Genomic DNA, 26,385 nt, shown 5'->3' with positions numbered 1-26,385 from the left:
TCAGCTGACTATACCTCTTATGGAGCAACAACATACGATAAAAAACCCGGTCAGTGTGGAAGGCGTAGGCCTTCATACCGGCAAAACTGTGAAGCTGACTTTCCACCCGGCTCCGGTTGACCATGGCTACAAGTTCCAGCGCATAGATTTAGAAAACGAACCGGTGCTGAGCGCAGACATCAACCGGGTCGTTTCTACTCAGCGCGGGACCACCATTAAGGTTGGCCAGGCAGAAGTACATACCGTAGAACACGTCCTGTCTGCCCTTTCCGGGCTTGGCATTGACAATGTGCTCATTCAGCTGGATGGCCCTGAGGTCCCTATTCTGGACGGCAGTGCGGGCCCTTTTGTCAAAGCACTGCAGGAAACAGGCATAGAAGCCCAGGATAAAGCCCGGGAATACTTCGTAGTCGAAGAGCCCATCTTTTATAAAGATGAAGCAACAGGTTCCGAACTGGTGGCTTTGCCCCACGATGACTTTGAAGTCGTTGCTATGATTGACTTCAACTCCAATGTACTCGGTCAGCAATATGCCCACCTAAACGGTACTACAGACTACGCCAGGGAAATCGCGCCCTGCCGGACCTTCGTCTTTTTACACGAGCTGGAGTTCCTCTTTGAACAGAACCTCATCAAGGGCGGTGACCTCGATAACGCCATTGTTATCGTAGACCGGAAAGTGGAGCAGGACGAACTGGACCGGCTGGCAGAAAAGCTGGGCAAACCCAGCGTCACGGTCGACTACGACGACGGTATCCTGAATACGCTTAAGCTGCAGTTCAAAAATGAGCCTGCCCGGCATAAGTTGCTCGACGTGGTAGGCGATATTTCCCTGCTCGGCATGCCGATCAAGGGGAAAATTCTGGCGACCAAGCCGGGGCATACGCCCAATATCGAATTTACGAAAGTGCTTAAAAAGGTATTGGTCGAAAAGCGAAAGCTCAAAGGCAAGCCTAATTACGATCCCGATGCAGAACCGCTGTTTGACTCCGTGAAGATCGCCGCATGGCTCCCCCACCGCTTTCCATTCCTGCTCGTTGACAAGATCATCGAGTTGTCAGACACCCACGTGGTCGGTGTCAAGAACATCACCTTCAACGAAGGGTTCTTCCAGGGGCACTTCCCCAACAACCCAGTAATGCCCGGCGTACTGCAAATCGAAGCTATGGCCCAAACCGGCGGCATCCTGGCTTTGTCAACCGTAGATGAGCCCGGCAACTGGGACACCTACTTCCTTAAGATCGAGAACGCTAAATTTAAAAATAAAGTCGTCCCGGGCGATACGGTCCTGTTCAAGATGGAACTTATGGCTCCTATCCGCCGGGGAATCTGCCAGATGCAAGCCACTGCGTATGTCGGCAATAAAATTGTGTCTGAGGCCGAACTGACTGCTCAAATCGTTAAGCGCTCATAAGATGAATACGAACAATAGCAACGCCGTACCCTACATTCATCCGGAAGCCAAGATTGGGAAAGAGGTCACCATCGGCCCCTTCGCTTATATTGACAAAGACGTTGAAATTGGCGATGGCACTTGGATTGGCCCTTCAGTTACCATCTTTGAAGGCGCACGGATTGGCAAAAACTGCAGGATTTTCCCGGGGGCTGTCATTGCCGGCATCCCGCAGGACCTAAAATTCAAAGGCGAAAAAACCACTGCTGAAATTGGCGACAATACCACCGTAAGGGAGTATGTGACCGTCAACCGGGGCACTTCTTACGCTAATACCACCAAAGTGGGCAAAAACTGCCTGCTGATGGCCTATGCTCATGTGGCGCACGATTGCATACTGGGCGACAACGTCATTCTGGCCAATAATGTCAACCTGGCCGGCCATGTACAAGTGGGAGATTACGCCATTTTGGAAGGGCTGGTTGCCGTGCAACAATTTATCCATATCGGCAAGCATAGCTTTATTGCGGGCGGATCATTGGTGCGCAAGCATGTGCCGCCTTTCGTAAAAGCGGCCCGGGAGCCTCTTTCCTACGCAGGTGTGAACAGCATCGGCCTAAGGCGGCGGCAGTTTAAGACAGAGAAAATCAACGAGATTCAGGAGATTTACCGCATCCTCTTTGTTAAGGGATACAGTACCTCTCATGCGCTGGAGATTATCGAAGACTCCCTGGAGCCCACCGACGAGCGCGATGCCATCCTGGACTTCATCAAGAGCGCCGACCCGGGTATTATGCGGGGCTTTCAGCAACTGAACGGAAAAAACCCGGATGAAGATTGAATTAGCGGGCGTAGGTAAGCGCTACAAAATGGAATGGATCATGAGAGGCGTGGCGCTGACCATCCACCCGGCACAGCGCTATGCCATCACGGGCCCGAACGGCTCGGGTAAGTCCACCCTGATGAAGATGCTTTCCGGCCATCTGACACCTTCCAAAGGAAAAATCCAATTCACGCTCAACGATAAGCCGGTTCCTGTCAGCGAGGTCTACCAACACCTGGCCTATGCCGCTCCCTATATCGAACTGATCGAAGAGCTCACGCTGATCGAAGCGCTCGACTTTCACCAACGCTTCAAACCCTTTCAGGAGCAACTGCAATCCGATGACATCTATCGTATTCTCGGTTTCAAGAAAGCCCGCCGCAAGCCCATTCGCAACTTCTCATCGGGCATGAAGCAGCGGCTGAAACTTGCCCTGGCGATTCTTTCCGACACCCCTTACCTGCTACTTGACGAGCCCACCACCAACCTCGACACCGAAGGGGTACAGTGGTACCGGCAGCTCATTGAGCAGTACACCGCCGGCCGCACCCTCGTCATTGCCTCCAATGTGGAGGTCGATTTTGACTTTTGCGAGCATCATATCGATATACCACAGTATAAGCCCTAATGCTTTCCTGCTGATTTTCAGCTCCTTCCTGACCTAATTCTGCAACAAAACCTGCTTCTTGCTGTTCCGCAGGCAAAGCAAATCAGCTTTGTCTTTAGTAAACTATTCCAATCACACAATCCAAGTACATTATGAAAACCCATTTCAGCCTTAATGCCTTGTTTTTGGCGAGCGTTCTGGCAGTATTCACCTTTGCCTGCGGCGAGCCCGCTCCAACTGAAAACATCGTGGAAGTCGCTTCCGGTAACGAAAATGTAAGCACTTTAGTCGAAGCCCTGGGGGCTGCTGAGTTGGCTTCTGCATTAGAAGGCGAGGGCCCATTCACGGTCTTTGCGCCAACCAATGCAGCCTTTGAGGCCCTTCCTGAAGGGGTTCTTGAAGCCCTGCTGAAGCCCGAAAACAAGGACGCTTTAACTGCCATTCTCCGCTATCATGTCGCCGCCTCTAAGCTAACAGCAACCGAGATCAAGGAAGCACTAAGCATGGCTTCAGAAGGCTATACCGTAGAAACACTCAATGGCGCTGCCCTTATGGCCACTCTTGAAGGGGATGCCGTCAAGCTTGCCGATGTACAGGGAAACACAGCAAATGTAACCGGAACTGACCTTATGGCTTCGAATGGCGTCATTCACACCATTGATGCGGTACTGCTACCGGGTGACGTAGACCCTGCTGCCCTTCTGGGGCCTGCCGATATCGTTGGCGTAGCTATGGATAATGAGCAATTCGCTACGTTGGTTGCTGCCGTAAAAGCCGCGGGCTTGGTTGAAACTTTACAAGGCGAGGGCCCTTTTACGGTTTTTGCACCGGTCGATGATGCTTTCGCTGCGCTGCCCGAAGGCACCGTGGAGTCCCTGTTGGAAGCTGAGAATAAGGATCAGCTCTCGGGAATACTGACTTACCACGTTGTAGCCGGCAAGGTGGATGCAGCTACCCTTACCAACGCTATTCAAAATGCGGAGGAAGGCACTTACACCATTACCACTGTCAATGGTGCAGAACTCACTGCTTCCATTCAGGATGGGAAAGTGGTCCTTACTGATGCACAGGGCAATACCGCTACGGTAATTGCTACTGACGTTAATGCATCTAATGGTATCATCCACGCAATTGATGCGGTTGTCATGCCCTAGCAGGCTTTATTTAGCATAAAAAGCCAGACAGCTCTGGCAGGTAAAGGACTGCCAGAGCTGTTTTATTTTGCGCTGATAGTGCAGCCGAATTGACAAGTATCACCCTCAGTTCGCTGAAATTTCCTCCGCCACCAACCGCCCGGTTCGCATAGCCGCATTGATGGAGCCATTCAGGAGGTGGTCCCCAATAGCGTAAAGCCCTTCACCAACCGACAAATCAGCCTCGTGCTGCACATGCCGCTGCGCAGGGAGGGCGTAGGTGACTTCTCGGATATCCAGCAAATCCCATTCGTTGACCGACGGCCCGAACCAATGCTGCAACTCGCCCCGTACTTTGCCCGCCAGGCTTACATCATCCAAATCCGTCTTGCCTACAATTGACACGGACAACAAGGTTTTGCCGGAGGGCGCGTATCCCGGCGCTACCTGACTGATCGGCGTAATGCTATTGACCAGGTCGCCGCTCCTCGTATTCAATGCAATCAACGGCTGTTGAACCGGCGTATGGCTTGTGATAAAATGCAGGTGGGTGGTTGTTTGGTATGCGGTATTCACCAGCGGCAGGTACTCCCGAACCAGGCCGGTGGCTTCAGTGGCCAGCACGATGTTTTTAGCGCTCAGCACTTCTCCGTTTTCCAGGGAGACCTGATGGCCTTCCACTTTTTCTACTTTACAATTCAGACGGATGCTGTCTTCCGGCAAATTGGCGGCAAGCTGAAGTGGAATCTGCTGCATGCCCTTGTCCGGCACTGCGACTGCCCCTTCGGCAAACATTTTGAATACAAAGTCAAACATCCGGCGGCTTGTAGCAAGCTCTTTTTCCAGAAAAATCCCGCTGTAAAAGGGCTTGAAAAACCGGCTTACCATACGACTGTCAAAACCGTATTCCTCTTCCAATGCCTGAGCGGTGGTCATTTCCGGTTGCCGGAAGATAGCCTCCAGAGGCATCTCCTTCAGGCGGTTGCGGAGTTGGAGAATGCCCAACTTGCTCCCCAGCCCGCCTGCTTTGGCAAACAGGGTAGGCAGCAGGCTGCTCCAGTCCCGCAGCGGATCGCCAATGCGGTCGCGGCTGCCGTCCGGTTGGAGGAGCATAGCGCCCGGCAGAAACGGTTTCAAATCCAGCTTTTTGTAATCGAGCAGGGCGCGGGCTTCCGGATAGGCGGTGGCCAATACCTGAAAGCCGTGATCCAGCAAAAAGCCTTGCTTTTCGGTGGTTTTCACCCGTCCACCCACCCGATCGGAGGCTTCGAGCAATAGAAAAGGCTTGCCTTTTTGGTGAAGATAGTTGGCGGCGGTAAGGCCCGCCAGTCCGGCTCCGATAATGATGGTCTCAGACATGGTATTCTTTTGGGTTTGGAGGTACTAAGTGGTTTAATGGACCTGCCTGTTCGGCCGTGGCCTCACGGGCAGGCAGGATAAATGATGCAATTTTCTCCATCACTAAGTTATCATTCTGCGCCTGCATCGGCAAAGTAGGTCTTAACTTTCTTGGCTACATTCAGCCCGGCCACCTCGGCGAGCTGGGAAGCACGGGCTTCCTTCACCCGCTTTACGGAGCCGAAATGCGCCAGCAACTTCTGCGCCGTTTTCTCTCCAATACCGGGGATTTTAGTGAGCTCAGAACCCGTGAAGTTTTGAGAACGCTTATTGCGGTGGAACGTAATGGCAAACCGGTGGGCTTCGTCCCGTGCCTGCTGTATGATTTTTAAAGACTCTGACTTTTTGTTGATGTACAGGGGTACGGAATCTCCCGGAAAGTAGATTTCCTCCAGCCGCTTGGCAATACCGACGATGGTTACTTTTTCGAGAATACCAAGTGTCTTCAGGCTTTCCACGGCAGCAGAGAGTTGCCCCTTGCCTCCGTCAATGATGATGAGCTGCGGTAACGACTCCCCCTCTTCCAGCAGCCGGCGGTAGCGGCGGTGCACGACTTCACGCATAGACGCAAAGTCATCCGGGCCAACCACCGTCTTGATGTTATAGTGCCGGTAGTCTTTTTTGCTGGGCTTGGCATTTTTGAATACCACGCAGGAAGAAACCGGATAGCTGCCCTGCATATTAGAGTTGTCGAAACATTCAATGTGCAGGGGCAGGGCGTCCATACCCAAATCGGACTGCATCGTGCGCAGGATTCGCTCCGCGGATGTTTGCTTGCGTTTGGCTGAAGCCTTTTGTTTTTGCCGCTGCAGCATGTAGTACTTCAGGTTCTTCTCGGACAGGTCGAGCAGCCGCCGCTTATCACCAATCTTGGGCACGGTGACCTGCAGGGTTTCATCCTCCAGCGGGATATCCTGTGGCAGGATAATCTCCGTGGCAATACTATTGAACCGCTCCCGGATGACCGGGATGGCATATTGCAACAGGCCCGCCTCATCGTCGTCGTCCAGGTTTTTGACCAGTTCCTGGGTGTGCGTGTGGATGATGGCGCCATTCACCACCTTGATGTAATTGACAAAGGCCTCTTTCTCTTCGGAAGCCACGGAGAAGACATCCACATCCCGGATGGTGGTGCTTACCACTGTAGACTTCGCCTGATAGTCTTCGAAAGCTGTCAGTTTTTCCTTGATACGCTGGGCTTTCTCGAACTCCAGGTTTTCGGCATGCTGCTCCATCACACCTTTGAAGTGTTGCTTTACCGCCCCGAAGTTGCCCTTCAGGATATTCCGGACCTGATCGATCTTTTCATTGTAGGCTTCCTCGCTCTCCAGGGCTTCGCAGGGGCCCATGCAGTTTTTGATGTGGTACTCCAGGCAAACCTTGAACTTGCCCGCTTCGATATTCTCAGCGGATAAATTGTAACTACAGGTCCGCAGGGGAAACAGCCGCTTGATGAGTTCGAGGATGATCTTCAGCCGCCCCTTGCTGGTGTAAGGGCCGAAGTAGGTGGAACCATCCCGGACCACTCTCCGGGTAATGAACACCCGGGGGAACCGCTCTTTTTTAATGCAGATGTAAGAGTAGCTCTTGTCGTCCCGCAGCATCACATTGTACCGGGGCTGATGCTTTTTGATGAGGGTGTTCTCCAGCAGAAGGGCATCCGCTTCGGTTTCCACTACGGTGAATTCAATGCGGCGGGCATTTTTCACCATCACGCGGGTGCGGTGGGCGCGGTCCTTGCGCTGCCCGAAGTAAGAAGAGACCCGGTTGCGCAGGTTCTTAGCCTTGCCCACATACAATATGGTATCCTCCTCATCGATAAACCGGTACACCCCGGGCTGCCGGGGGATGGTATCAGAAATGGCCTTGAAGTCTGTTGTGGTCATGCAATGCTTGTAATTTCCCGCAGTGAAGTCACCAAAATAATCAATTTGAGCATGGGTAGGTTCTACGCTGACTGATGTTTTTGGCGTAAAAGTGAATTTCCTTAGGAAAAACAAGCGCTGGTTAACGCCACTTTAACGCATAGCAGGTACGAATCGCAAAACAGGGGGCGTTATTCCCTCACAACAACAAGAGATAAGCCATGAAATCATCTGCCAAAATCCTATTCATCGCGGTTGCTGCACTGATCACCAGCGTTGCCGCTACGGCCCAGACCCAAATCAACCCAAAAGTCGGCGTCAACTTCTCCGGCGTGGAAGCCAAGCTGCAGGACATCACTGCTGAGGCGCGTGTGGGCTGGAACGCGGGCGTTGACCTGCGCATGGGCGACAAAGCCCTCTACCTGCAACCGGGACTGCACTACTACAACTTCACTGCCCGCCTTGTGGAAGGCGTAGAGCATCCCGATGATATCGCTTTTTCCGATGAGACCACCATTCAGGCACTGAAAGCTCCGCTGAACATAGGGCTGCGCCTGACCGGCGACAACGGGCTGATTGGCATTCAGGCACGAGGCGGTGTCACCCCAACCTATATACTAGGTGTGGATGAGAAAAACGGCATCGATTTCAACAAGGAAGACCTCAACAGCTTCACCTGGGGCGCTAACGTGGGCGTAGGCGTCAATTTCCTATTCCTCACGGCTGACCTGAACTACGAAATAGGCCTTGATGACTTCTTCGCTAATGCAGAAGGAGGCAATAATGTCCTGAGTTTAAGTGTGGGCATTAAGTTTTAAGCTATGCTATGAACAACTGAGCGTGGGTAGCTGTCCAAGCTACCCACCCCCAAATTTCCCAAATGTTTGACACCTGCACCGTTGCCTATTCCCAGGCACGGTGCTTTTTTATTGTTTCGGAATTTCGATGACCATGCCCACCGCGCTGGCACTTTCGGTATTGGCCTCGAAAGCGACATTTGCACTTGATTTGAATTCCACCTGACGGGAGCGCTCATTGCCCAGTGCATCCCGGAGCTTAGCGGCATAGGTCGTGCCACTACTGCGGTTGATGCGCTGATTGAAATCCTCAAAGTTGAGTTCTTTTTTACTTACAACGATGGCGATTTGGTCCTGACTGCCAATCTTATCTGCCACCATGGAATAATCCCGTGGGAAAAGGCGCGTTCCCGTCACGCCACAGTAAGCCGAGTGCTTAGGCGTGTATGGGAAGAGCACATAGCTGGAGCCGTCCGTTTCCTGCCCAAAGACGTAGGTGTAACATTCCACCGAATTGGCAATCAGCACTTTAAACTTGTCCCCTTTCTGAATGGGCTGGGCACGGAAAGTCATGTCATCCCTGCGCTCCAGCTTCAGGGTTTGCTTTGCTTCTGTATCGTAAAGGCCAAACTCCACTGCCATGCGCTTTGAATCCGCAGCGGAGGGTTGAGGGTAGATGGCGTAGGCTTCCTTGTTAAAATGGTCAAAGTCGCGGTAACGCACCCAGGCTATACCATCATCGCCCCACTGCGAGCCCCAGGAATTCATAATCTGGAAAGCGCCCCCCTCGTAGTTGTCATCGTAGCCGATAACGCACATCGCATGCCCGCCGTAGCCCCGCATGCCATAGTCGCGCTGGGAAGGTTTCCAAAGCGGCTGCCCCATCATATTCTGCATGAAGGTGCCGCCGACCATCATACCGATAACTACCGGATAGCCCTGGGCAATGTGTTGCTTGATGCCGTTGAGGTCCGTTTTATAGTTGGAAGCGCCCACCGACAGGCGGTCGTAGCCACGGATTCGATAGCGCTGTCCGGCTTGCTTTTGCTGGCTGGACGGTTCTTTGGTGCAAGTCCGTTCATCGTAATTGAATTCACTGAAAGGCAGCCCACCGTACTGCATCATAGCTTTCATGGCAGCATTCATGTAGGCCCCCTGACAGCCGGATAGGGCAATTTGATTGTACAGATAAGCCGGGCTAAATGCCACCCGGTCTGCGGGTTGTCCGGTGGTTTGAGCCTCCAGAATACTACGTGCCGCGTAGGCACTTGCCCATCCCACACAGGACCCCTGTTTGCCCTGATGCCGGCGGGTAGGGGCATATTGCTCCAATGATGCTTTGGAAGGCAGCCCGGACTGCGCACCGAAGCCATAGCTAACGGGCTCGAATACCTGAGCTTTATCATACTCATTGGGATCGAGCGTTGCCCCGATAGAAAAGGCAGCGGCCTGATCGGAGTCCGGTGCCGCGTACCCTCCGCTGAGCATTTCGCTGCCACCGAAGAAAAAGTACCATACTGCACCCACTAGCAGGGCGGGAATGATCAGCTTGGGGCGGCGCACCAAAAACATGATGATGAGTGGAAGCAACCGAATCAGGAAGTTTCCTTTTCCACCTCCATTACCGTTATTGCCCCGCGATGGCTGCGGGTCATCTTTTTCCATTCGAATAGGCATCAGTCGTTGTGTTTTGAGTGGTTAAATAACTTTTCACTGCTCAAAAATACAGACGTCAGAAAAAAAACTGGTCACTTTTTACCAATGAGGTGTAACAAAGCCCTGTTCCTTACCGTATCAATTGTCAACACAAACGGACAGACTGCTTCCTCCCACGCTGTCCACCCTCTACCCTTCAACAAATAAGCACGCTAACACATTCCCTGACATTTTAAAAACACAGCATTTGTGGATGCCTTTGTATGCGCAAAAGCGGTGAAATACCCCCTTAAAGCAGTTGAATATCCAGAGACAAATACTCGTATGTAGAAAATTTTTAATTCAAAAACTTAGGATATTTAAAATCTTACTTTTAGATTTGTTAAAACAAACCTACTGAACAGTCTTATCCCCCCATCCCACACTAAGCAAACGGCTACTACACACCAACCACAACACCAACTTCATTTACACACTGTACCAGGCTACAGCCATGCGTTGTAGCGTTAATCTGAATTTACTCCATTCTTTTCATAGGGCAACCTTTTGGAAAGGCGGGTCTGTAAATATGCTCATTTAAGCCAGTATGAGCCTTCAGATTACAGGAGCTATGCACACTACTTATTTGAAACCTTATTGTGGAACTGTCTAAAGTTTTCACCCATGCACACATGGAACACTATCAAAGCCGTAAGCACAAACAAACTTGACCGAGCTATTGAAGTCTTGGAAACCCTTGAGCGTCCTGTCTCTTCCCTAATTCTGGAGTACCTCCGGAAAAACGGGAAAAGCAAGCTGATGGACATTGCCCTGCACACCCAGTATAACACTGAAATACTGGAAACGCAACTGGAGAAGCTTTGCTTATCCAGAGCAGTCCGCCGCCACGACGACATCCTTGGCTGTCACTACACAATCAATGCCGGACAGCTATTCCAAACCCGTAAATCTGTACAGGCGCTTGCCGCCTTGTATAAAGAATGATGGGGTCGGAGCTTAAATGCACAGATTGAGACTATACAGGGATTTCGCCCTTTGGGCTGCATTGGCTCTCAAAGCGAATTCCCAACATAGTCTGAGACTCACCATAAGATTCACGAAAGTTTGTCACGATTTGCTTGAAAAAAGCCGGGGGTAAAGCCCCCGGCTACTTTTCGCTTTTCTGCGCACAGGGAAGCCCTGTACTGCTATGTATTCAGTGCGCCACAGACACTGATGACTTGCCCGGACAGGTAGGTGGACAAATCAGAACCCAGGAATACGCAAACGTCTGCGACTTCCTCCGCTTTACCGAGGCGGTTCATGGGGATGTTCTGAAGATAGCTCTCTTTGACCTTGTCGTCGAGGCTCTCTGTCATGTCCGTTTCGATAAAGCCAGGCGCGATCGCGTTACAGCGGATGTTGCGCGAGCCCATCTCCTTGGCGATAGACTTCGTGAAGCCAATAATACCAGCCTTAGAGGCGGCGTAGTTGGCTTGCCCGGCGTTGCCCGTCATGCCTACGATAGAGCTCAAATTGATGATGGAGCCACCGCGTTTTTTCATCATTGGGCGGATGAGGTGCTTGGTGAGGTTGAAGATCGACTTCAGATTGGTTTGGATCACGTCGTCCCAGTGGGCTTCCGTCATGCGGAGCATCAGGGTGTCTTTGGTAATGCCGGCGTTGTTGACCAGGATATCCACTTGCCCGAACGCTTCCAGCACTTCCTTAGCCAGGTTTTCGGCGGCCTCATAATCGGATGCGTCTGATTGGTAAGCTTTGGCCGTTACGCCCAGTTGTTCCAGCTCGGCAGCCAGTGCGTTGGCTTGTTCCGCAGAGGAACGGTAGGTAAATGCCACATTAGCGCCCTGCTCCGCAAACCGGCGAACAATAGCAGCACCAATGCCGCGGGAGCCCCCGGTCACCAGCGCTACTTTTCCATCTAATAGTCCCATGTTTGTTGGTTTTTTTCAGATGGTGAAGGTAGCAAATTTTACATTTCTAACTTAGGCTTCAGGAATTGCCCCGTATACGATGCCTCCACTTTTGCCAACTCCTCAGGCGTGCCCTGGAAGACCAGACCGCCCCCCTCTTTGCCGCCTCCGGGGCCCAGGTCCACAACCCAGTCGGCATTTTTGATCACCTCCATATTATGCTCTACGACCATGACGGTATGCCCGTTCTCCACGAGCGCGTTCATGGCATCCAACAGCTTGCGGATATCATGAAAGTGCAGGCCGGTGGTAGGCTCGTCAAAAATGAACAGGATGTGCTCGTTAGCCCGCTCCCGCGTCAGGAAGGACGCCAGCTTGACCCGCTGCGCTTCTCCCCCGGAAAGGGTGCTTGAGGACTGCCCCAGGTGGACATACCCCAGCCCCACATCATAGAGCGGCTGCAGTTTGCTGACCACGTCTTTTTCCTCTTCGAAAAATTCCAACGCTTCCTCCACGCTCAGCTCCAAAATGTCGTAAATGCTTTTGCCTTTGTACTGCACATCCAACACTTCCTGCTTGAACCGCTTGCCGCCACAGGCTTCGCACTCCAGGCGTACATCGGCCAGGAACTGCATTTCCACCACCTGTTCGCCCTCCCCTTTGCAGGTATCGCAGCGCCCGGCATCCACATTGAAGGAAAAATGCTTGGGCTTGAAGCCACGGATTTTAGACAATTGCTGATCTGCCATCAGTTTTCTGATCCCATCGTAGGCCTTCACGTAGGTGACCGGATTGGAGCGGGAGGATTTCCCAATCGGGCTTTGGCTCACCATTTCCACCTGCGTGATGGTATCCACACTGCCCGCCAGCTGATCGAACTGCCCGGGGGCTTGGGAGTAACTTTCGCCCAAGTGCTTCTTCAGTGCAGGGTACAGAATCTGCTTCACCAGCGTGGTCTTGCCGGAGCCGGAAACGCCTGTAACCACCGTTAGGGTATTGAGTGGAAATCGGGCTGTGATGTTCTTCAGGTTGTGCTGCCGGGCGCCCTGTACCTCGATGTAATTAGCAGACTTGCGGCGATGTGCAGGCACCGGTATACTCATGCGGCCGCTCATGTACTTGGTCGTCAGGCTTTCCGTCGCTTCGGAGTAAATGCCTTCGTAGGGGCCGGCAAAGACCACTTCCCCACCGTGGATACCTGCTGCCGGGCCAATATCAATGAGGTAGTCGGCGCTTTCGATGATGTCTTCTTCGTGCTCCACTACGATGACTGTATTGCCAAGATCGCGCAAAGAGCGCAGCACCCGCACAAGACGGCCGCTATCCCGGGGGTGCAGCCCTACACTGGGCTCGTCCAGAATGTACATGGAGCTCGTGAGATTACTACCCAGGGTACGGGTGAGGTTAATACGCTGAGTCTCACCTCCGCTCAAGGTAGCAGAAAGCCGCCCCAAAGTCAGATAGCTTAGCCCCACATCGCTCATAAACTGCAGGCGGTTATTGATTTCCAGCAGCAACCGCTTGGCAATTTTACGGTCGTGCTCACTGAGTTCCAGACTACGCAGGTGGTCCAGAAGTTCATCCACCGGCATCTCTACCAGATCAGTAATGGGACGATCCTGGATTTTCACGTAAGTCGCTTCCTCCCGCAGTCGGCCGCCCTCACAGGTGGGGCAGGTTGCTCTGCCCCGGTAGCGGGCCATCATGACGCGGTTCTGAATCTTGTACATCTTTTGCTCAAGCTCGGCAAAGAAGTCGTTGATGCCATCGAAGTACTGATTGCCTTTCCAAAGGAGGCGGCGCTCGGCTTTGGTGAGGTCCTGATATGGCGTATGCACCGGAAAGTCAAAGTGGTGGGCGGTTTCCAGTAACTGGTCCAGCCAGCGCCCGTATTTCTCGCCCCGCCAGCAGGCGATGGCTTGCTCGTAGACGGATTTGGTCTGATCGGGCACCACCTTCCCTTCATCTATGCCCATGACTTTGCTGAAGCCCTCGCAGGTAGGGCAGGCCCCGTAGGGGTTATTGAAATTGAATAGCTGTGGCGTAGGCTCCAGGAAGGACACCCCATCGAGCTCGAAGCGGTTGTTAAAGTCCTGCTCTTCCCTGCCCATGATATCGACGATGCACTCCCCTTCTGATTCGTAGAAGGCCGTTTGGACAGAGTCCGCGATGCGCTTGTTGTTTTCTTCATCCTCTTGCTTAACCACAAAGCGGTCAATCAGAATGCGGATGCCTTTGTCTTTGATATCGCCCAGCTTTTTGTCCAGGTAGGCCGCGCCGGATTCCAGCAGGTCTTCCGCGTACTGCAAATCGCCTTCCACCTGCAGGCGGGTATAGCCCTTTTGCAGCAGCAATTCCACCTCCTGCTTCACCAGACGGTCTTTGTATTTATAAGGCAGCGGGATAAACAACTGCACCTTGGTGCCCTCCTCAAAGCTATTGATGTAGTCCACCACATCGCTGACTTCGTGCTTGCGGACTAAAGCACCGGAGACGGGGGAATAAGTGCGCCCCACCCGTGCGTAAAGGATGCGCAGGTAATCGTAAATCTCGGTAAGCGTGCCTACCGTGGAGCGGGCATTGCTCGTGCTGACCTTCTGCTCAATCGCGATGGCCGGGCAAATGCCTTTGATGTAGTCCACATCGGGCTTTTTCATCCGCATCAGGAACTGCCGGGCGTAGCTCGACAGGCTTTCCACGTAGCGGCGCTGCCCCTCCGCGTAGAGGGTATCCATGGTGATGGAAGACTTACCGGAACCGGACACGCCGGTCACGACCACCAGTTGATTCTTAGGGATATCGAGGCTGACATTTTTGAGATTGTTCGCCCGGGCGCCCTTGATCCGGATCGCCTCTTTGAGGTTCTGTTCACTAGGCTTGTCAAGCGTTGGCGTAGTCGCTTTTTTGGACATAGATGCAGGTTGAAGTTTTTCTACATCAGTAGAACAGTGGAGGGGGGTTAGGGTTGTGTGAGTGGAGAAAATACCTAATGCCAGCCATGATGCTTTCAACAAAAAAAAGCCAGCAGCAAAGCTACCGGCTCCCAATTTTTGGTTTATGGATTTTCAGGCGTGAGGAGAATGGGTGCCCCGGCGATGCGCCGGGACAGTGGTAGTTTTTTTGTTATGCATTTGATAGTTTGACGGAAATAAGCTGCTCCATTTTTTCTTAGAGCTTTTGTGATGTTTCAACGCAACTTTCCGACTGTCAGTTGCTTATGATCCCGGTCAAACCGGGACACAAAACCAAAAATGGATCAACTTATTTTGTTCCCGTCTCTTACTGCAGCACGATTTCGCGCTCTTCTACTAATTTGCGAATATTGATCAGCGCGTAGCGCATGCGGCCCAAAGCGGTGTTGATGCTCACCCGGGTCAGCTTGGCAATTTCCTTGAAGCTCATGTCGGCGTAGTGGCGCAGGATGACCACCTCGCGCTGCTCAGGCGGCAGCATATCCACCAGTGCCCGCACTTTATCGTGGGTCTGACTGCGGATGATGCCTTGCTCAGCGTTGCGCTCAGAAGACTGCAGCACATCAAAAATGTCGAAGGTTTCGGTTGGGGACACCTTTGGACGGCGCTTGTTGCGGCGGAAGTAGTCCACGCACATGTTGTAGGAAATACGAAGTGCCCACTGCAGGAATTTTCCTTCGTGGTTGTATTTGCCCTTGCGCAGGGTGTCGATAATTTTTATGAAGACTTCCTGAAAGATATCCTCAGCCAGGCTTTGGTCTTTGACGAAAAGATAAATGGAAGTGTAAATCCGTTGTTTGTGGCGGGAGAGCAATTCTTCGAAAGCTCTTTCGTCGCCGGACAAATAATTGTTGATCAACTGTTGGTCGTTCAGTGGTGTAACTTGCATAACTAAAATCAAATTAGCGTTATGGGATATTATGTCGCAATTCTTTTAGTGTAGAAGTTACTTTCTATAGACCTGTGATTTTGTTGAAAAATTGTCCGTGACACGGATAATAACGATTCAAATATAAGGGCATCTCAGGACAAATGCGAGTGCGGCCCTGATTTTTTTGCTTCCTTTAACACAAATTTAACCGGAATTACAAAATAAATATTAACGAAACCGCTTGAACCACACGGTTTTAACTAAAGCATCGCAAAGAACAGGCTCAATATTTTAAAAACGAAAAAAAATCAGGACAAAAATTCTGAGCGCAATAAAATCCGGCATTTGTTACTGCTTTTTCAGTGGTTAGCACCCTCAATTAAAATTTTGTCAACAGCGGTCCGGAGTTGATGCCCGGATGGCATTTTTTGAGCGTTTACCCATTTTTCTCTTTCTCTTCCATGCGCAGCACCGCGCTGTAAAAAGGCACCCATCGCGTGTAGTGATAATCCTCTGTTTCCACTGCAAAGCCATAATCTTTAAGCAGTTCATCGGTCCGGCGGTTGAGGTAACAGCCTTCTGCCAGGTGCTTCCAAACCGGCGTTACGGCAGATTGAATCCAGCGTTGAGGTTGACGGTCGTCGTGAATGTGCTCCAGGACCAGAAGCTGACCACCGGGGCGCAGCCATTTACGGAAGTGCTTCAGGGCTTGCTCAAGATCAGGGATAGTACATAGCACAAGCGTACTGACAATGGTATCAAGGGTGTCTTCGCCCAACTGAGCGCTCACTTCGGCATCGCCAACACCTGCTTCCAGCAGCCGAATGTGCGGAGCATCCAGTTCCTGAAGGACAGCTAATGCTTGCCTGGCCATTGCCTGAGCGGGTTCGATAGCCAGTACCCGTGCCGAAGTATCGTAGAGTGGGAAATTCACACCTGTACCAGCCCCAACCTCCAGCACACTGCCCCGTGCCTGTGCCAGTAAAGCCAGACGCATATCCATCAACAGGCGGGCTTCCAGCTTTTCCATGACGGGGTTGTACAGCTTAGCGAAAAGCCTGGTATATAAGGTGTCCGGTTGTTTGGCGTTTGAACGGTTCATACTTACCAGCTTCGGGTGGAGAACCAGCTATCATTGCCTTCGTCCCGTTCGCGCTCCCGCTCGGCTTTAGTCTTGTCGAAGGCATCGCGCTCCAAAAAGAAACGCTTTTCGGCTTCTCCTTCCCGTTCCCAGGACCAGGTGGGGCGTTTTTCCTCCGGCTCAATGCGGTTTTTGAACCAAAAGGCGACAAAGATGCCGACCAGGGCACCAAAGAGATGGCTCTCCCAAGACACCCGCTCATCCGTTGGCACAATACCGGCAAACATGCCTCCGTAGTAGACCACCACGATTAGAGACAACACGATGGAACGGATATTGCGCCGGAAAATACCCGTCCAGAAGACAAAAGCCACTAGCCCGTACACCACGCCGCTGGCACCAATATGAAAGGCATCGGGCCGCGCAAAGCTCCAGACGGCGAGCCCGGTCAAAATGTAAATCGTGGTAAAGCTGGCGACAGCCACCCGGCGGTAGAAAAAGAAAAGAATACCGGTGAGGACAAAAAGGGGCGGTGTATTCGCAAGCAGGTGCTTCCAGCCCGAATGCAACAGGGGCGCAAAAAGAATCCCCTTGAGCCCGAACTGGCGGCGGGGGTAGATCCCCATCGTACCAAAATCAGCGCCGGTCAGGACCTGCAGCAAATGGATGCCCCAGATGATGCCCACCGTCCACAGCGCGATTTTAAGGGCGCTATTGAAATTGCGGGAGGCACGATCCAGGGCAGTACTCATGGCTTGAATTTTTGATCAGGATAGTATATCAACCATTTCAAGGAGCATTGGGTTGATCTCGTTGTGGTACTTGATGGCCTGCTCGAAAGGGGTATGTACAATTTCTCCATTGATTTCGCCAATCATTACCCCTGACTTTCCTTCCAGAAGGGCATTGACTGCAGCAACGCCCATCCGGCTCGACCGCACCCGGTCCATACAGGTTGGGCGGCCGCCCCGTTGCAGGTGGCCCAGGATCGTGACTTTGGTTTCGTAGGGGCAGTGCTTCTTCACCTCTTCAGCAAGCTTAAAAGCACCTCCGCTTTCATCGCCTTCGGCCACCACTACGATGCTGGAATTTTTCTTGTTGCTGTAGTTGCTGTTGAGGGTATCGATCAGGTTATTGACATCAGTTTTGCTCTCTGGTACCAGCACGGCTTCTGCGCCTGTGGCCAGTCCGACATTCATGGCTATAAAACCAGCATCCCGCCCCATTACCTCTACAAAAAACAGGCGGTCATGAGCATTGGCGGTATCCTTAATGTTGTCAATGGCGTTCATTGCCGTATTGATGGCAGTATCGTAGCCAATGGTATAGTCAGTCCCGTACAAGTCGTTGTCGATCGTGCCCGGACAGCCAACCATGTGGATATCGGGGTATTCTTCCATGAAAATGCGGGCACCGGTGAAACTGCCATCGCCACCAATCGCCACAATCCCGTCGATGTCGTTGGCACGCAGATTGGCGTAAGCTTTAGCCCGGCCTTCCTCCGTACGGAAATCCTGGCTGCGGGCCGAACGGAGGATAGTCCCCCCCAGCTGAATGATGTTGCTCACCGAATGGGCTTCCATTTCCCAAAAGTCACCTTCTATCATGCCCTGATACCCCCTGCGGATGCCCACAGCCTCGTGTCCACGCCGAATCGTGGTTCGTACAACTGCCCGGACACAGGCATTCATACCAGGCGCATCGCCTCCGGAAGTAAAAACAGCTATTTTTTTCATGGTCTGATTGTGTTTCAAGTTTGGTGCGAAAGTAAGTGTAAGGCAAACACCAAGTAATGACTTTCGTCAAATGTTGCCTTTATTGATACTTCCGGCGGACCAGGCGGATAAAATCGCGGGCGGTGTCCTCTTTTTCGTCTGCGCCCCAGTCGTAGCGCTGTGCCATTTGGACAATCAGGCCCCGTGCTTCGTCCATGCTGTTCATTTGGTTGAGGCGGCCCAGGGTGTCGTTCAGGGCATTGAGGTCGCGGCCAAAAAGCTCGTTCATGTAAAGCAGGCGGTCGTTGATGGCGAGGGCCTTGGTCAGATCGTGAACGGGGCGCTCGCTAAGCTTTTCAGACAACTCGGTTGCCTCTTTAAAAGCAAAAAGATGCTTCAGGTTGGCGGGGATATCCTGCCGGGGGGCAGCGGGGGCTACCGTTTCAGCAACCTTAACGGGTTCGGGCTTCTGCGGCTCCGGGTCTGGCTCAGGCTTTGGCGGCGGTGGCGGGGTTGGGCGGGGATCAGGCTTGGGCTCCGGCTCCGGCTTAGGCTGAGGGCGGGGCTCGGGGCGGGGCTGTGGCTGCGGGTTGGGCCGGCGGGTGGGGTCAGGCTTAGGCGCACTGTAATTGTCACGTGGCGCATCCGGAATTTCGATGATACGGGGTGGCGTGTAGTTCCGGCGCACCGGTGCCTTTTCCCGAACGGAAGCTCCTGCCGTGTTATTCGCAGCGGTAGCGCCACTTATGAAGTGCTCGTAAAATTGCTGAATATAGCCCCGCATCAGGTCTCGTTCAATTGACGAAACATTAGAGGCATCTCTTTCGAGGCTGTGGAAAAGATCATTGATTTTTTCCAGTGTAATTTTCGCTTGTTTAAGGTCCATAGATTGCGTTCCGGTTAAGTAGTTTCCTAAACTTGACTAAAAAACGCTGGCTGATCCAACGCGCCTGCTCGTATCAGGCATTTGTGATGTGTTCAGACAAGCATTCTATATAAAGAATCGGGTGAAGCTGGCAATTGTTTGTCCAGCACCCATTTAGAGCTTTCCTGCAAAAAGGTCAGTCCGGCTTTTCTTCCAGGCTCAGTACCTCCACTTCGAAAACCAGGGGCGTGTCGGGCGGAATGAGATAGCCATCCTTGCCATCCGGTACACCCCGCTCCTTGTAGCCCAGCTCAGAAGGCACAAACAGCTGAATACGCCCCCCCTCTTTGACCAGTTGCAGTCCCTCGTTCCAGCCGTCGATCATGTTGCCAATATAAAACTTCATCGGCCGGCCTTTGCGGTAGGAAGAATCAAAAACCTTGCCATCCAGCAGATAACCTTTGTAATGGGCACTTACGTAATCGCCCCATTCCAGCGGCTGCCCGTTGCCCGGGTCCAGTATTCTGTAAAACAAGCCGGAAGGGGTCCGCTGCAACGGGACAATCTCATCAATCGCGTAATTCACAATAGCATTTTGCTGTTGCTCTGCCAGCGTAGCGGGCTCCCCGATCAGGTAAGCCGATAACTGCATAATGGCTTCGTCTTCATTCACCACAGGCGCATCAGGGGGAGGCAGTTCCTGTGCCTGCTCCGTATTTTCGCTACGGCCCCCTCCTGAACAATTGACCAGGGCAAGCGCCAGGAGAAAGAGAAAGGACAGACGTTGCATCATTTCAGGCTTTTCGTCAAATATACACTTTCTATTCAGGAACCAGATGTGCCCCTGCGTTTCAATTCCCACTTTATGCTCCCACAACCCCAATGATCGTTTCCTCATTGCTCCGGTCTTCCATTTGTCCTAGAATCTACTATATTTGCCGTGCTAGACCCACTTGTTAGATGAAAGACTGCCCCGGCTAAATGGCTTGTACCAAGGAAAGCCAAGGGCTCATTCTCAAAACGGCAACGACTGTAAATCCGGTAAATCAATAATCCGGCCTGCTGCAAACAAGTGGAAGCCACCAAGATAAAACCTATGCTAAGTCAACTGACGCCAACCATCATACTCGGGATCATCGCCCTCTATTTTTTAGTGCTGATTTCCGTTTCGTATTTCACCGGCCGCAAAGCAGGGAATGCTGAGTTTTTCCTGGCGGGCCGCAATTCTCCCTGGCCGCTTGTGGCCATCGGGATGATCGGGGCAACCCTATCGGGCGTTACTTTTATTTCCATACCAGGCGTGGTAGGTGCCGGAGGAGAAAACCAGGCGTTCTCCTACATGCAGATGGTTTTTGGCTATATCCTTGGTTATGTGGTCATTGCCCAGGTGCTCCTGCCGCTGTACTACAAAAAGAACCTCACCTCTATATATGGTTATCTGGAAGAGCGGCTGGGGCTGGAAGCTTACAAAACAGGTGCCGCTTACTTCCTCCTTTCGCGTACCATTGGCGCTGCCTTCCGGCTTTATCTGGTAGCGATTGTGCTGCAGGCTTTTGTCCTGGGCCCATTCGGTGTGCCTTTTTTCGCAACGGTTGCCGTCACGATTGTGCTAATCTGGGTTTACACCTTTAAAGGCGGTATCAATACCATCGTATGGACGGACACCCTGCAAACCGTTGCCATGATTTCAGCCGTTGTCCTCACCATCGTCTTCATCGGCAAAGCCATGGAAACCGATATCGGTGGTATGGTCGCCATGGTGCGCTCCAGCGATTATTCTCAGATGTTTTTCTTCGAAGGGGGCTGGAATGACCCTAACAACTTCTTCAAGCAGTTTATCAGCGGAGCGCTCATTACCATCGTGATGACCGGCCTTGATCAGGATATGATGCAGAAGAACCTGAGCTGCCGCAATATTGGCGATGCGCAGAAAAACATGTACGTCTTCAGCAGCGTGCTGGTGGTGGCAAAGTTTCTTTTTCTTTCCCTGGGGGCACTGCTCTACATCTATGCTGCAAGCATCGGAATCGACATCCCGCAGCGGACCGATGAGCTCTTTCCGATGATTGCGCTCAACCACCTGCCGGCAGCGGTAGGCATCTTTTTTGTGCTGGGCCTGATTGCTGCAGCTTACTCGAGTGCAGACTCCGCACTCACTGCGCTGACGACCTCCTTTTGCGTGGATTTTCTGAATTTTGAAAAGAGCGATGCATCAGAACAAGACAAGCAACGCACCCGCCTTTATGTACATATTGGTTTCTCCGTACTGCTGCTTATCATTATCGTCGTCTTCAATGCCCTGAACAATAAGGATGTCATCAGTCAGCTGTTTAAGGCAGCCGGGTATACCTACGGCCCGATCCTTGGGTTGTTCACCTTCGGGCTGCTCACCAACCGCCGGGTCAATCCGCGACTGGTCATCCCCGTATGTGTTGCAGCACCCATTTTATCTTATGTGCTGAACGCCAATTCCGAAGTACTCTTCATGGGCTTTCAGTTTGGCTTTCTTATCATCGCCCTGAACGGCTTGCTCACCTTTGGCGGGCTTTGGGCGATTTCGGAGGAGGTATAGGGGAAGAAAAAGCCTTAGCCGTTTTACTCTGATTCAATAAATTGCCTGATCCCTAAGATTTTCCTACCTTGCTGCCCATTTTAGGAATGGTCCTTCATGAGGGGCAATACCACAAAACGGATTAGCAACAATTACCAGTCTTTGATAAATCCCATGGCCCATTGACGAAGCGGAAGGCAAAAGCGCATGAAATACGGCTCTTTTAAACGGTTGCCAGCTTTTCAAAACCCAGGCATTTATCGAAGATTACAATCTACTAAGGAACTATGGCAAAAACACAAGCTGCCATTACCGGCGTTCAGGGATATTTGCCGGACTACATCCTGACCAACGCCGAACTGGAAACCATAGTCGATACCAACGACGAGTGGATACGCACCCGCACTGGCATTGAGCAGCGGCATATCCTTAAGGGAGAAGGGCAAGGCACTTCGGTGATGGGCATTGAAGCCGTTAAAGGGCTTTTGGAAAAGACCAATACCGATCCCGGCGAGGTAGAGCTTGTCATTTGTGCCACCGTTACCCCGGATATGGTTTTCCCGGACACGGCGAATATCATCGCCGACGAAACCGGCATGAAAAATGCTTTTTGCTACGATATTCATGCCGCCTGCTCGGGCTTCCTCTACGCCCTGACTACAGCCGCCCGCTTTATCGAAGCTGGCGCACACAAAAAGGTAGTCGTCATTGGGGCAGATAAAATGTCTTCCATTGTGGACTATACGGACCGGACAACCTGCGTCATCTTTGGAGATGGTGCCGGTGCCGTGATGCTGGAAGCTACTGAGGAACCGGTTGGCGTGATGGACTCCCTGCTCAAGAGCGACGGCTCCGGGCGGGTTTACCTGCATCAGAAAGCAGGTGGCTCCCGTTATCCGGCGACCGCCGAAACCGTAGCCAACCGGGAGCACTTTGTGTTTCAGAATGGCCGCCCGGTATTCAAAGCTGCGGTATCCGGCATGTCGGACGTAGTCACTCAGGTGATGGCCCGCAATAATCTAACTAATGACGATATTGCCTGGCTGGTACCCCATCAGGCCAACAAGCGTATCATCGAGACGGTAGCCCGCATGGCGGACTTCCCGATGGAGCGGGTGATGGTCAATATACAGAAATACGGCAATACGACTGCTGCGACCCTGCCGCTCTGCCTGTGGGACTGGGAAGATCAGCTTCAGAAAGGGGACAACATCATCCTGACCGCATTTGGGGGTGGCTTCACCTGGGGAGCTATCTATATCAAGTGGGCTTACTAAGCCGAATGGCACCGAGCCTTCTGCCCGGCAGGAGACCTCCCGCTTAAGGCCCCGTTTCAAGTCCTTGGATTTTTCTATCTTTGCATCGCAATTTGAATACCAAATAAAAACGCAAGCTATAGCAAATGGCTACAACTTCTGACATCCGAAAAGGCATGTGCATTGACTTCAATAATGATATCTTCACCATTATTGAGTTTCAACACGTTAAGCCAGGAAAAGGTGCGGCATTCGTACGTACAAAAATCAAAAGCCTGACTTCCGGAAAGGTTTTGGATAATACTTTCTCTGCCGGTCACAAAGTGGACGAAGTGCGTGTGGAGCGCCGCAAATTCCAGTATCTCTACAGCGACGACATGGGTTACCACTTCATGAATAATGAAACCTATGAGCAGGTTGCGCTTAGCGACAATATCGTAGAGCATGCCCATTTCCTTAAAGAAGGTATGGAAGTAGACGTGATCTACCACGCAGACCGCGAGGTGCCGCTGACCATGGAGATGCCTCAGTACATCATTCTGGAAGTCACCTACACAGAGCCTGGTGTTAAGGGCGATACAGCCACCAACACACTGAAGCCAGCTACCGTAGAAACCGGTGCGGAAGTTCGGGTCCCTCTGTTTATCAATCAGGGCGACAAAGTGAAGATTGAGGTTGAAACCGGCGCTTACATGGAACGCGTAAAACAATAACACCTATGACTTTTAAGGACATCCAAGAGTTGGTGAAGCTCATCAACAAATCCAACCTGACCGAATTTAAAATGAAGGACGGAGAGTTTGAGCTTTCCATCCGGACCAACAAACATCAGAAGGCTAAGCCAAAGGACCAGGCCTCCGGCACGGTACCGGCTCCTTCTGCACCTCAGCCCACCGCACCGATCATTCAGATGTCTCCGCCTGTGCAGCAGCCTTATCCGCAGGCCCCGCAGCCTGCTCCTGCTCCCCCGGCACCAAAGCCACAGGCAGAGCCTGCTCAATCAGAAGCACCAGCCAGCGAGGCCAAAGCGGAGGATTCCAACTACCTGGAAGTCCGTTCTCCGATTGTCGGTACTTTCTACCGGTCTTCCAGCCCGGAAAAGCCACCTTATGTAAAAGTAGGTGACGCGATTGAGGTCGGGCAGGTCGTTTGCATCGTGGAGGCTATGAAACTCTTCAACGAGATCGAGTCCGAAATTGCCGGCAAAATTGTTAAGGTAATGGTTGAAGATGCACAGCCGGTAGAGTATGATCAGGTACTGTTCCTGGTTGACCCTAAGGGCTAAAAGCTGATTGAAACACCTATCGCTGCAAGGGCAGTAGCCCTTTGCTGCTCATCCAATTGAATGGTTTTATGTTTGAAAAAGTACTCATAGCCAACCGTGGAGAGATTGCCCTGCGTATCATTCGCACCTGTCGGGAAATGGGCATCAAAACGGTGGCGGTCTATTCAACTGCCGATAAGGAAAGCCTGCACGTGCGCTTCGCTGATGAAGCGGTCTGCATTGGCCCGCCTTCCTCTGCCGAGTCTTACCTGAGCGTACCAAGAATCATGGCTGCGGTAGAAATTACCAACGCCGATGCGGTCCACCCGGGCTATGGATTCCTGGCAGAGAATGCTGATTTTGCCGAAGTTTGCGCCGAATATGGTATTAAGTTTATAGGGCCCACCCCTGCGCAGATCCGCAAGATGGGAGACAAAATTACGGCCAAAGAGACCATGATCAAAGCAGGCGTCCCGGTCATCCCCGGCTCCGATGGGCTGGTCAAGGATACCAAATCCGGCCTCAAAATCGCTAAGGATATCGGCTATCCGGTCATCCTGAAGGCTACTGCCGGCGGTGGCGGTAAAGGGATGCGGATCGTTTGGGAAGAAAAGGAGTTTGAGCCGAACTGGGACCGCGCCCGTCAGGAAGCAAAGGCGGCATTTGGCAACGATGGCATTTACATCGAAAAATTCATCGAAGAGCCTCGTCATATCGAATTCCAGATTGCTGGTGACCAAAAAGGCAAAGTCGTCCACCTTTCCGAACGGGACTGCTCTATTCAGCGCCGCCACCAAAAACTGGTGGAAGAATGCCCCTCTCCTTTCATGACCGACGAGCTCCGGGAGAAAATGGGCGATGCGGCTGTAAAAGCAGGAGAAGCCATCAAGTACGAAGGTGTGGGTACCGTGGAGTTCCTCGTGGACAAATACCGGAACTTCTACTTCATGGAGATGAACACCCGGATTCAGGTTGAGCACCCGGTCACAGAAGAGGTAATCGACCATGACTTGATCAAGGAGCAGATCAAAATCGCAGCGGGTGAGCTCATCAAAGGGGGCAACTATTATCCCAATGCGCATGCTATGGAGTGCCGGATCAATGCGGAAGACCCCTTCAACGGCTTCCGTCCAAGCCCGGGCAAAATCGCGTCTTTCCACAGCTCTAAAGGGCATGGCGTTCGGGTGGACACAAGCGTATACGCTGGCTACACCATTCCACCTTACTACGATTCCATGATTGCCAAGCTCATCTGCCGGGCTCCAACCCGCGAAGAGTGTATCAAGAAAATGGAGCGTGCACTCGATGAATTCATCATTGAAGGCGTGAAGACCACTGTCCCTTTCCATCAACAACTGATGAAGGACGAGCGTTTCCGCAACGGGGACTTCCATACCGGCTTTCTCAACGACTTTGAACTGAAGCCCGAGGAGCCTAAGAAAAAGAAGTAGGCAACCGCCTGCACCATACTACAAAATAACAGGTTTGCATGGGAAAATAATGAGCCCGGCAAGCCTGTTGTTATTTACAGACCAAAATACCGCACTATGAGATCCATTTTTTTGCTTTTACTGGTACTGTCCTTTATCGTATGCAGCTGTGGGGGCAGTTCCGAAGCTTCAGGCGAAGCCGCCAACTCAACCGATACGATCACTGAAACCGAGAGTGCCTCCGATGAAGCCTCTGTGGCTGCGGAAACGGCCGCACCTGAGCCCGCCGAAATGGCCCGGAAGTCAGCACCTGCGGCAGCTGGCCCCTTTGAAGAAAGACTTACAGCAGGCTCCGTCACCTTCATCGTGGAATCCCCTAATGCCAGCTCCAATTATTTCACCCTCAACACAGAAGGGATGAGCGTGCGCAATGAGGAGACCAAAATGGAAGTAAACGGTGCAGTGGTGCGTGCTCAACTGGCCGACCTCAACCAGGACAGCTACCCGGAGGTTTACATCTTTACCCGTTCGGATAATGGTACGGAAAAAGTACACGCCTTTGCTTCTTACCGCAACCGCTCCTACGGGCAGATTTATATGGCTGAGGCTGAAAACGCTGCCAACCAACGCGACCGCGACGGGGTGGAAACGTTCGAACTTATGGAAACGGCTTTGCTCCGGAAGTTCTCCACGCCCCAAAACGAACAGCGTAGCGGCAATCCTCAAACGATAACCTACACCCTGAAAAAGGGAGAAACCAGCTATCGCCTGGAACCCGTAGAATAGGCAGATCAA

General features: G+C 52.2%; 23 protein-coding genes. 12 read left to right on the top strand and 11 right to left on the bottom strand.

The genetic code is table 11. From position 1 onward, the window contains the following. Window positions 1-19 precede the first annotated feature (19 nt). From MRY86_RS13585 to MRY86_RS13570, 4 genes are all read left to right on the top strand, one after another. Window positions 20-1,414, top strand: a complete 1,395-nt coding sequence (locus tag MRY86_RS13585; protein ID WP_293569319.1) for a bifunctional UDP-3-O-[3-hydroxymyristoyl] N-acetylglucosamine deacetylase/3-hydroxyacyl-ACP dehydratase — start codon at window positions 20-22, stop codon at window positions 1,412-1,414. Between the two features lies 1 nt (window position 1,415). After that, on the top strand, window positions 1,416-2,234 hold the full coding sequence (lpxA, locus tag MRY86_RS13580) for an acyl-ACP--UDP-N-acetylglucosamine O-acyltransferase (protein WP_293569317.1): 819 nt from the start codon (window positions 1,416-1,418) through the stop codon (window positions 2,232-2,234). Next, window positions 2,224-2,844: an ABC transporter ATP-binding protein gene (locus tag MRY86_RS13575; RefSeq protein ID WP_293569315.1), complete on the top strand. Its 621-nt coding sequence runs from the start codon at window positions 2,224-2,226 to the stop codon at window positions 2,842-2,844. The genes lpxA and MRY86_RS13575 overlap by 11 nt, the downstream gene beginning before the upstream one ends. A gap of 131 nt (window positions 2,845-2,975) precedes the next feature. Next, entirely contained in the window at window positions 2,976-3,977 is a 1,002-nt protein-coding gene (locus MRY86_RS13570) for a fasciclin domain-containing protein (RefSeq protein WP_293569313.1), read from the top strand. A gap of 105 nt (window positions 3,978-4,082) precedes the next feature. Here the strand turns inward: MRY86_RS13570 and MRY86_RS13565 are convergent, their stop codons facing one another. Together MRY86_RS13565 and uvrC are read right to left on the bottom strand one after the other, a co-directional pair. Further along, window positions 4,083-5,315 carry an NAD(P)/FAD-dependent oxidoreductase gene (locus tag MRY86_RS13565; protein WP_293569311.1) on the bottom strand — a complete coding sequence of 411 codons (1,233 nt, stop codon included), beginning with the start codon at window positions 5,313-5,315 and terminating at the stop codon, window positions 4,083-4,085. A gap of 110 nt (window positions 5,316-5,425) precedes the next feature. Beyond that, a complete protein-coding gene (uvrC, locus tag MRY86_RS13560; protein WP_293569309.1) occupies window positions 5,426-7,240 on the bottom strand; it encodes an excinuclease ABC subunit UvrC in 1,815 nt (604 codons plus the stop codon). 200 nt (window positions 7,241-7,440) lie between these two features. On the opposite strand from uvrC, the gene MRY86_RS13555 reads away from it, so the two are divergent. Further along, complete coding sequence (locus MRY86_RS13555; RefSeq protein WP_282778519.1) at window positions 7,441-8,037, top strand: outer membrane beta-barrel protein; 597 nt, start codon at window positions 7,441-7,443, stop codon at window positions 8,035-8,037. Between the two features lie 108 nt (window positions 8,038-8,145). On the opposite strand, the gene MRY86_RS13550 is transcribed toward MRY86_RS13555, so the two are convergent. Further along, entirely contained in the window at window positions 8,146-9,693 is a 1,548-nt protein-coding gene (locus MRY86_RS13550) for a C1 family peptidase (protein ID WP_293569306.1), read from the bottom strand. A gap of 642 nt (window positions 9,694-10,335) precedes the next feature. On the opposite strand from MRY86_RS13550, the gene MRY86_RS13545 reads away from it, so the two are divergent. After that, window positions 10,336-10,656 (top strand): hypothetical protein, encoded by a 321-nt coding sequence (locus tag MRY86_RS13545; RefSeq protein ID WP_293564906.1) that lies wholly within the window; start codon window positions 10,336-10,338, stop codon window positions 10,654-10,656. A gap of 203 nt (window positions 10,657-10,859) precedes the next feature. On the opposite strand, the gene fabG is transcribed toward MRY86_RS13545, so the two are convergent. The 8 genes from fabG to MRY86_RS13505 all read right to left on the bottom strand — a co-directional run bounded on the left by fabG (window position 10,860) and on the right by MRY86_RS13505 (window position 19,882). Next, a complete protein-coding gene (fabG, locus tag MRY86_RS13540) occupies window positions 10,860-11,606 on the bottom strand; it encodes a 3-oxoacyl-[acyl-carrier-protein] reductase (protein WP_293564908.1) in 747 nt (248 codons plus the stop codon). A 38-nt stretch (window positions 11,607-11,644) separates the two neighbouring features. Continuing rightward, window positions 11,645-14,497, bottom strand: a complete 2,853-nt coding sequence (gene uvrA / locus MRY86_RS13535) for an excinuclease ABC subunit UvrA (protein WP_293564910.1) — start codon at window positions 14,495-14,497, stop codon at window positions 11,645-11,647. Between the two features lie 367 nt (window positions 14,498-14,864). Continuing rightward, the gene (locus tag MRY86_RS13530) at window positions 14,865-15,446 is read right to left on the bottom strand and encodes a sigma-70 family RNA polymerase sigma factor (protein WP_039723903.1); all 582 of its coding nucleotides are present in this window, start codon (window positions 15,444-15,446) and stop codon (window positions 14,865-14,867) included. Between the two features lie 418 nt (window positions 15,447-15,864). After that, window positions 15,865-16,530, bottom strand: a complete 666-nt coding sequence (locus MRY86_RS13525; RefSeq protein ID WP_293564915.1) for a class I SAM-dependent methyltransferase — start codon at window positions 16,528-16,530, stop codon at window positions 15,865-15,867. A 2-nt stretch (window positions 16,531-16,532) separates the two neighbouring features. After that, entirely contained in the window at window positions 16,533-17,261 is a 729-nt protein-coding gene (locus MRY86_RS13520; RefSeq protein ID WP_293564917.1) for a rhomboid family intramembrane serine protease, read from the bottom strand. A 15-nt stretch (window positions 17,262-17,276) separates the two neighbouring features. Further along, the gene (gene pfkA, locus MRY86_RS13515; RefSeq protein WP_293564919.1) at window positions 17,277-18,245 is read right to left on the bottom strand and encodes a 6-phosphofructokinase; all 969 of its coding nucleotides are present in this window, start codon (window positions 18,243-18,245) and stop codon (window positions 17,277-17,279) included. Between the two features lie 79 nt (window positions 18,246-18,324). Continuing rightward, on the bottom strand, window positions 18,325-19,110 hold the full coding sequence (locus tag MRY86_RS13510) for a hypothetical protein (protein WP_293564921.1): 786 nt from the start codon (window positions 19,108-19,110) through the stop codon (window positions 18,325-18,327). 175 nt (window positions 19,111-19,285) lie between these two features. Then, complete coding sequence (locus tag MRY86_RS13505) at window positions 19,286-19,882, bottom strand: FKBP-type peptidyl-prolyl cis-trans isomerase (RefSeq protein WP_293564923.1); 597 nt, start codon at window positions 19,880-19,882, stop codon at window positions 19,286-19,288. Between the two features lie 303 nt (window positions 19,883-20,185). Here MRY86_RS13505 and MRY86_RS13500 point away from each other — a divergent pair, with 303 nt between their 5' ends. From MRY86_RS13500 to MRY86_RS13475, 6 genes are all read left to right on the top strand, one after another. Continuing rightward, window positions 20,186-21,661 carry a sodium:solute symporter gene (locus tag MRY86_RS13500; protein ID WP_293564925.1) on the top strand — a complete coding sequence of 492 codons (1,476 nt, stop codon included), beginning with the start codon at window positions 20,186-20,188 and terminating at the stop codon, window positions 21,659-21,661. Between the two features lie 266 nt (window positions 21,662-21,927). Next, window positions 21,928-22,917, top strand: coding sequence for a beta-ketoacyl-ACP synthase III (locus MRY86_RS13495; protein ID WP_282779978.1), 990 nt, complete (start codon window positions 21,928-21,930; stop codon window positions 22,915-22,917). 125 nt (window positions 22,918-23,042) lie between these two features. Then, complete coding sequence (efp, locus tag MRY86_RS13490; RefSeq protein WP_044220531.1) at window positions 23,043-23,609, top strand: elongation factor P; 567 nt, start codon at window positions 23,043-23,045, stop codon at window positions 23,607-23,609. Window positions 23,610-23,614: 5 nt separating this feature from the next. After that, entirely contained in the window at window positions 23,615-24,181 is a 567-nt protein-coding gene (gene accB, locus MRY86_RS13485; protein WP_293564930.1) for an acetyl-CoA carboxylase biotin carboxyl carrier protein, read from the top strand. 68 nt (window positions 24,182-24,249) lie between these two features. Next, window positions 24,250-25,611: an acetyl-CoA carboxylase biotin carboxylase subunit gene (gene accC, locus MRY86_RS13480; RefSeq protein ID WP_293564932.1), complete on the top strand. Its 1,362-nt coding sequence runs from the start codon at window positions 24,250-24,252 to the stop codon at window positions 25,609-25,611. Window positions 25,612-25,707: 96 nt separating this feature from the next. After that, entirely contained in the window at window positions 25,708-26,376 is a 669-nt protein-coding gene (locus tag MRY86_RS13475; protein WP_293564933.1) for a hypothetical protein, read from the top strand. Window positions 26,377-26,385: the final 9 nt, after the last annotated feature.

Source organism: Phaeodactylibacter sp., assembly GCF_022763345.1.
Taxonomy (GTDB): Bacteria; Bacteroidota; Bacteroidia; order Chitinophagales; family Saprospiraceae; genus Phaeodactylibacter.
This window is presented reverse-complemented; position numbering and strand designations above follow the sequence as displayed.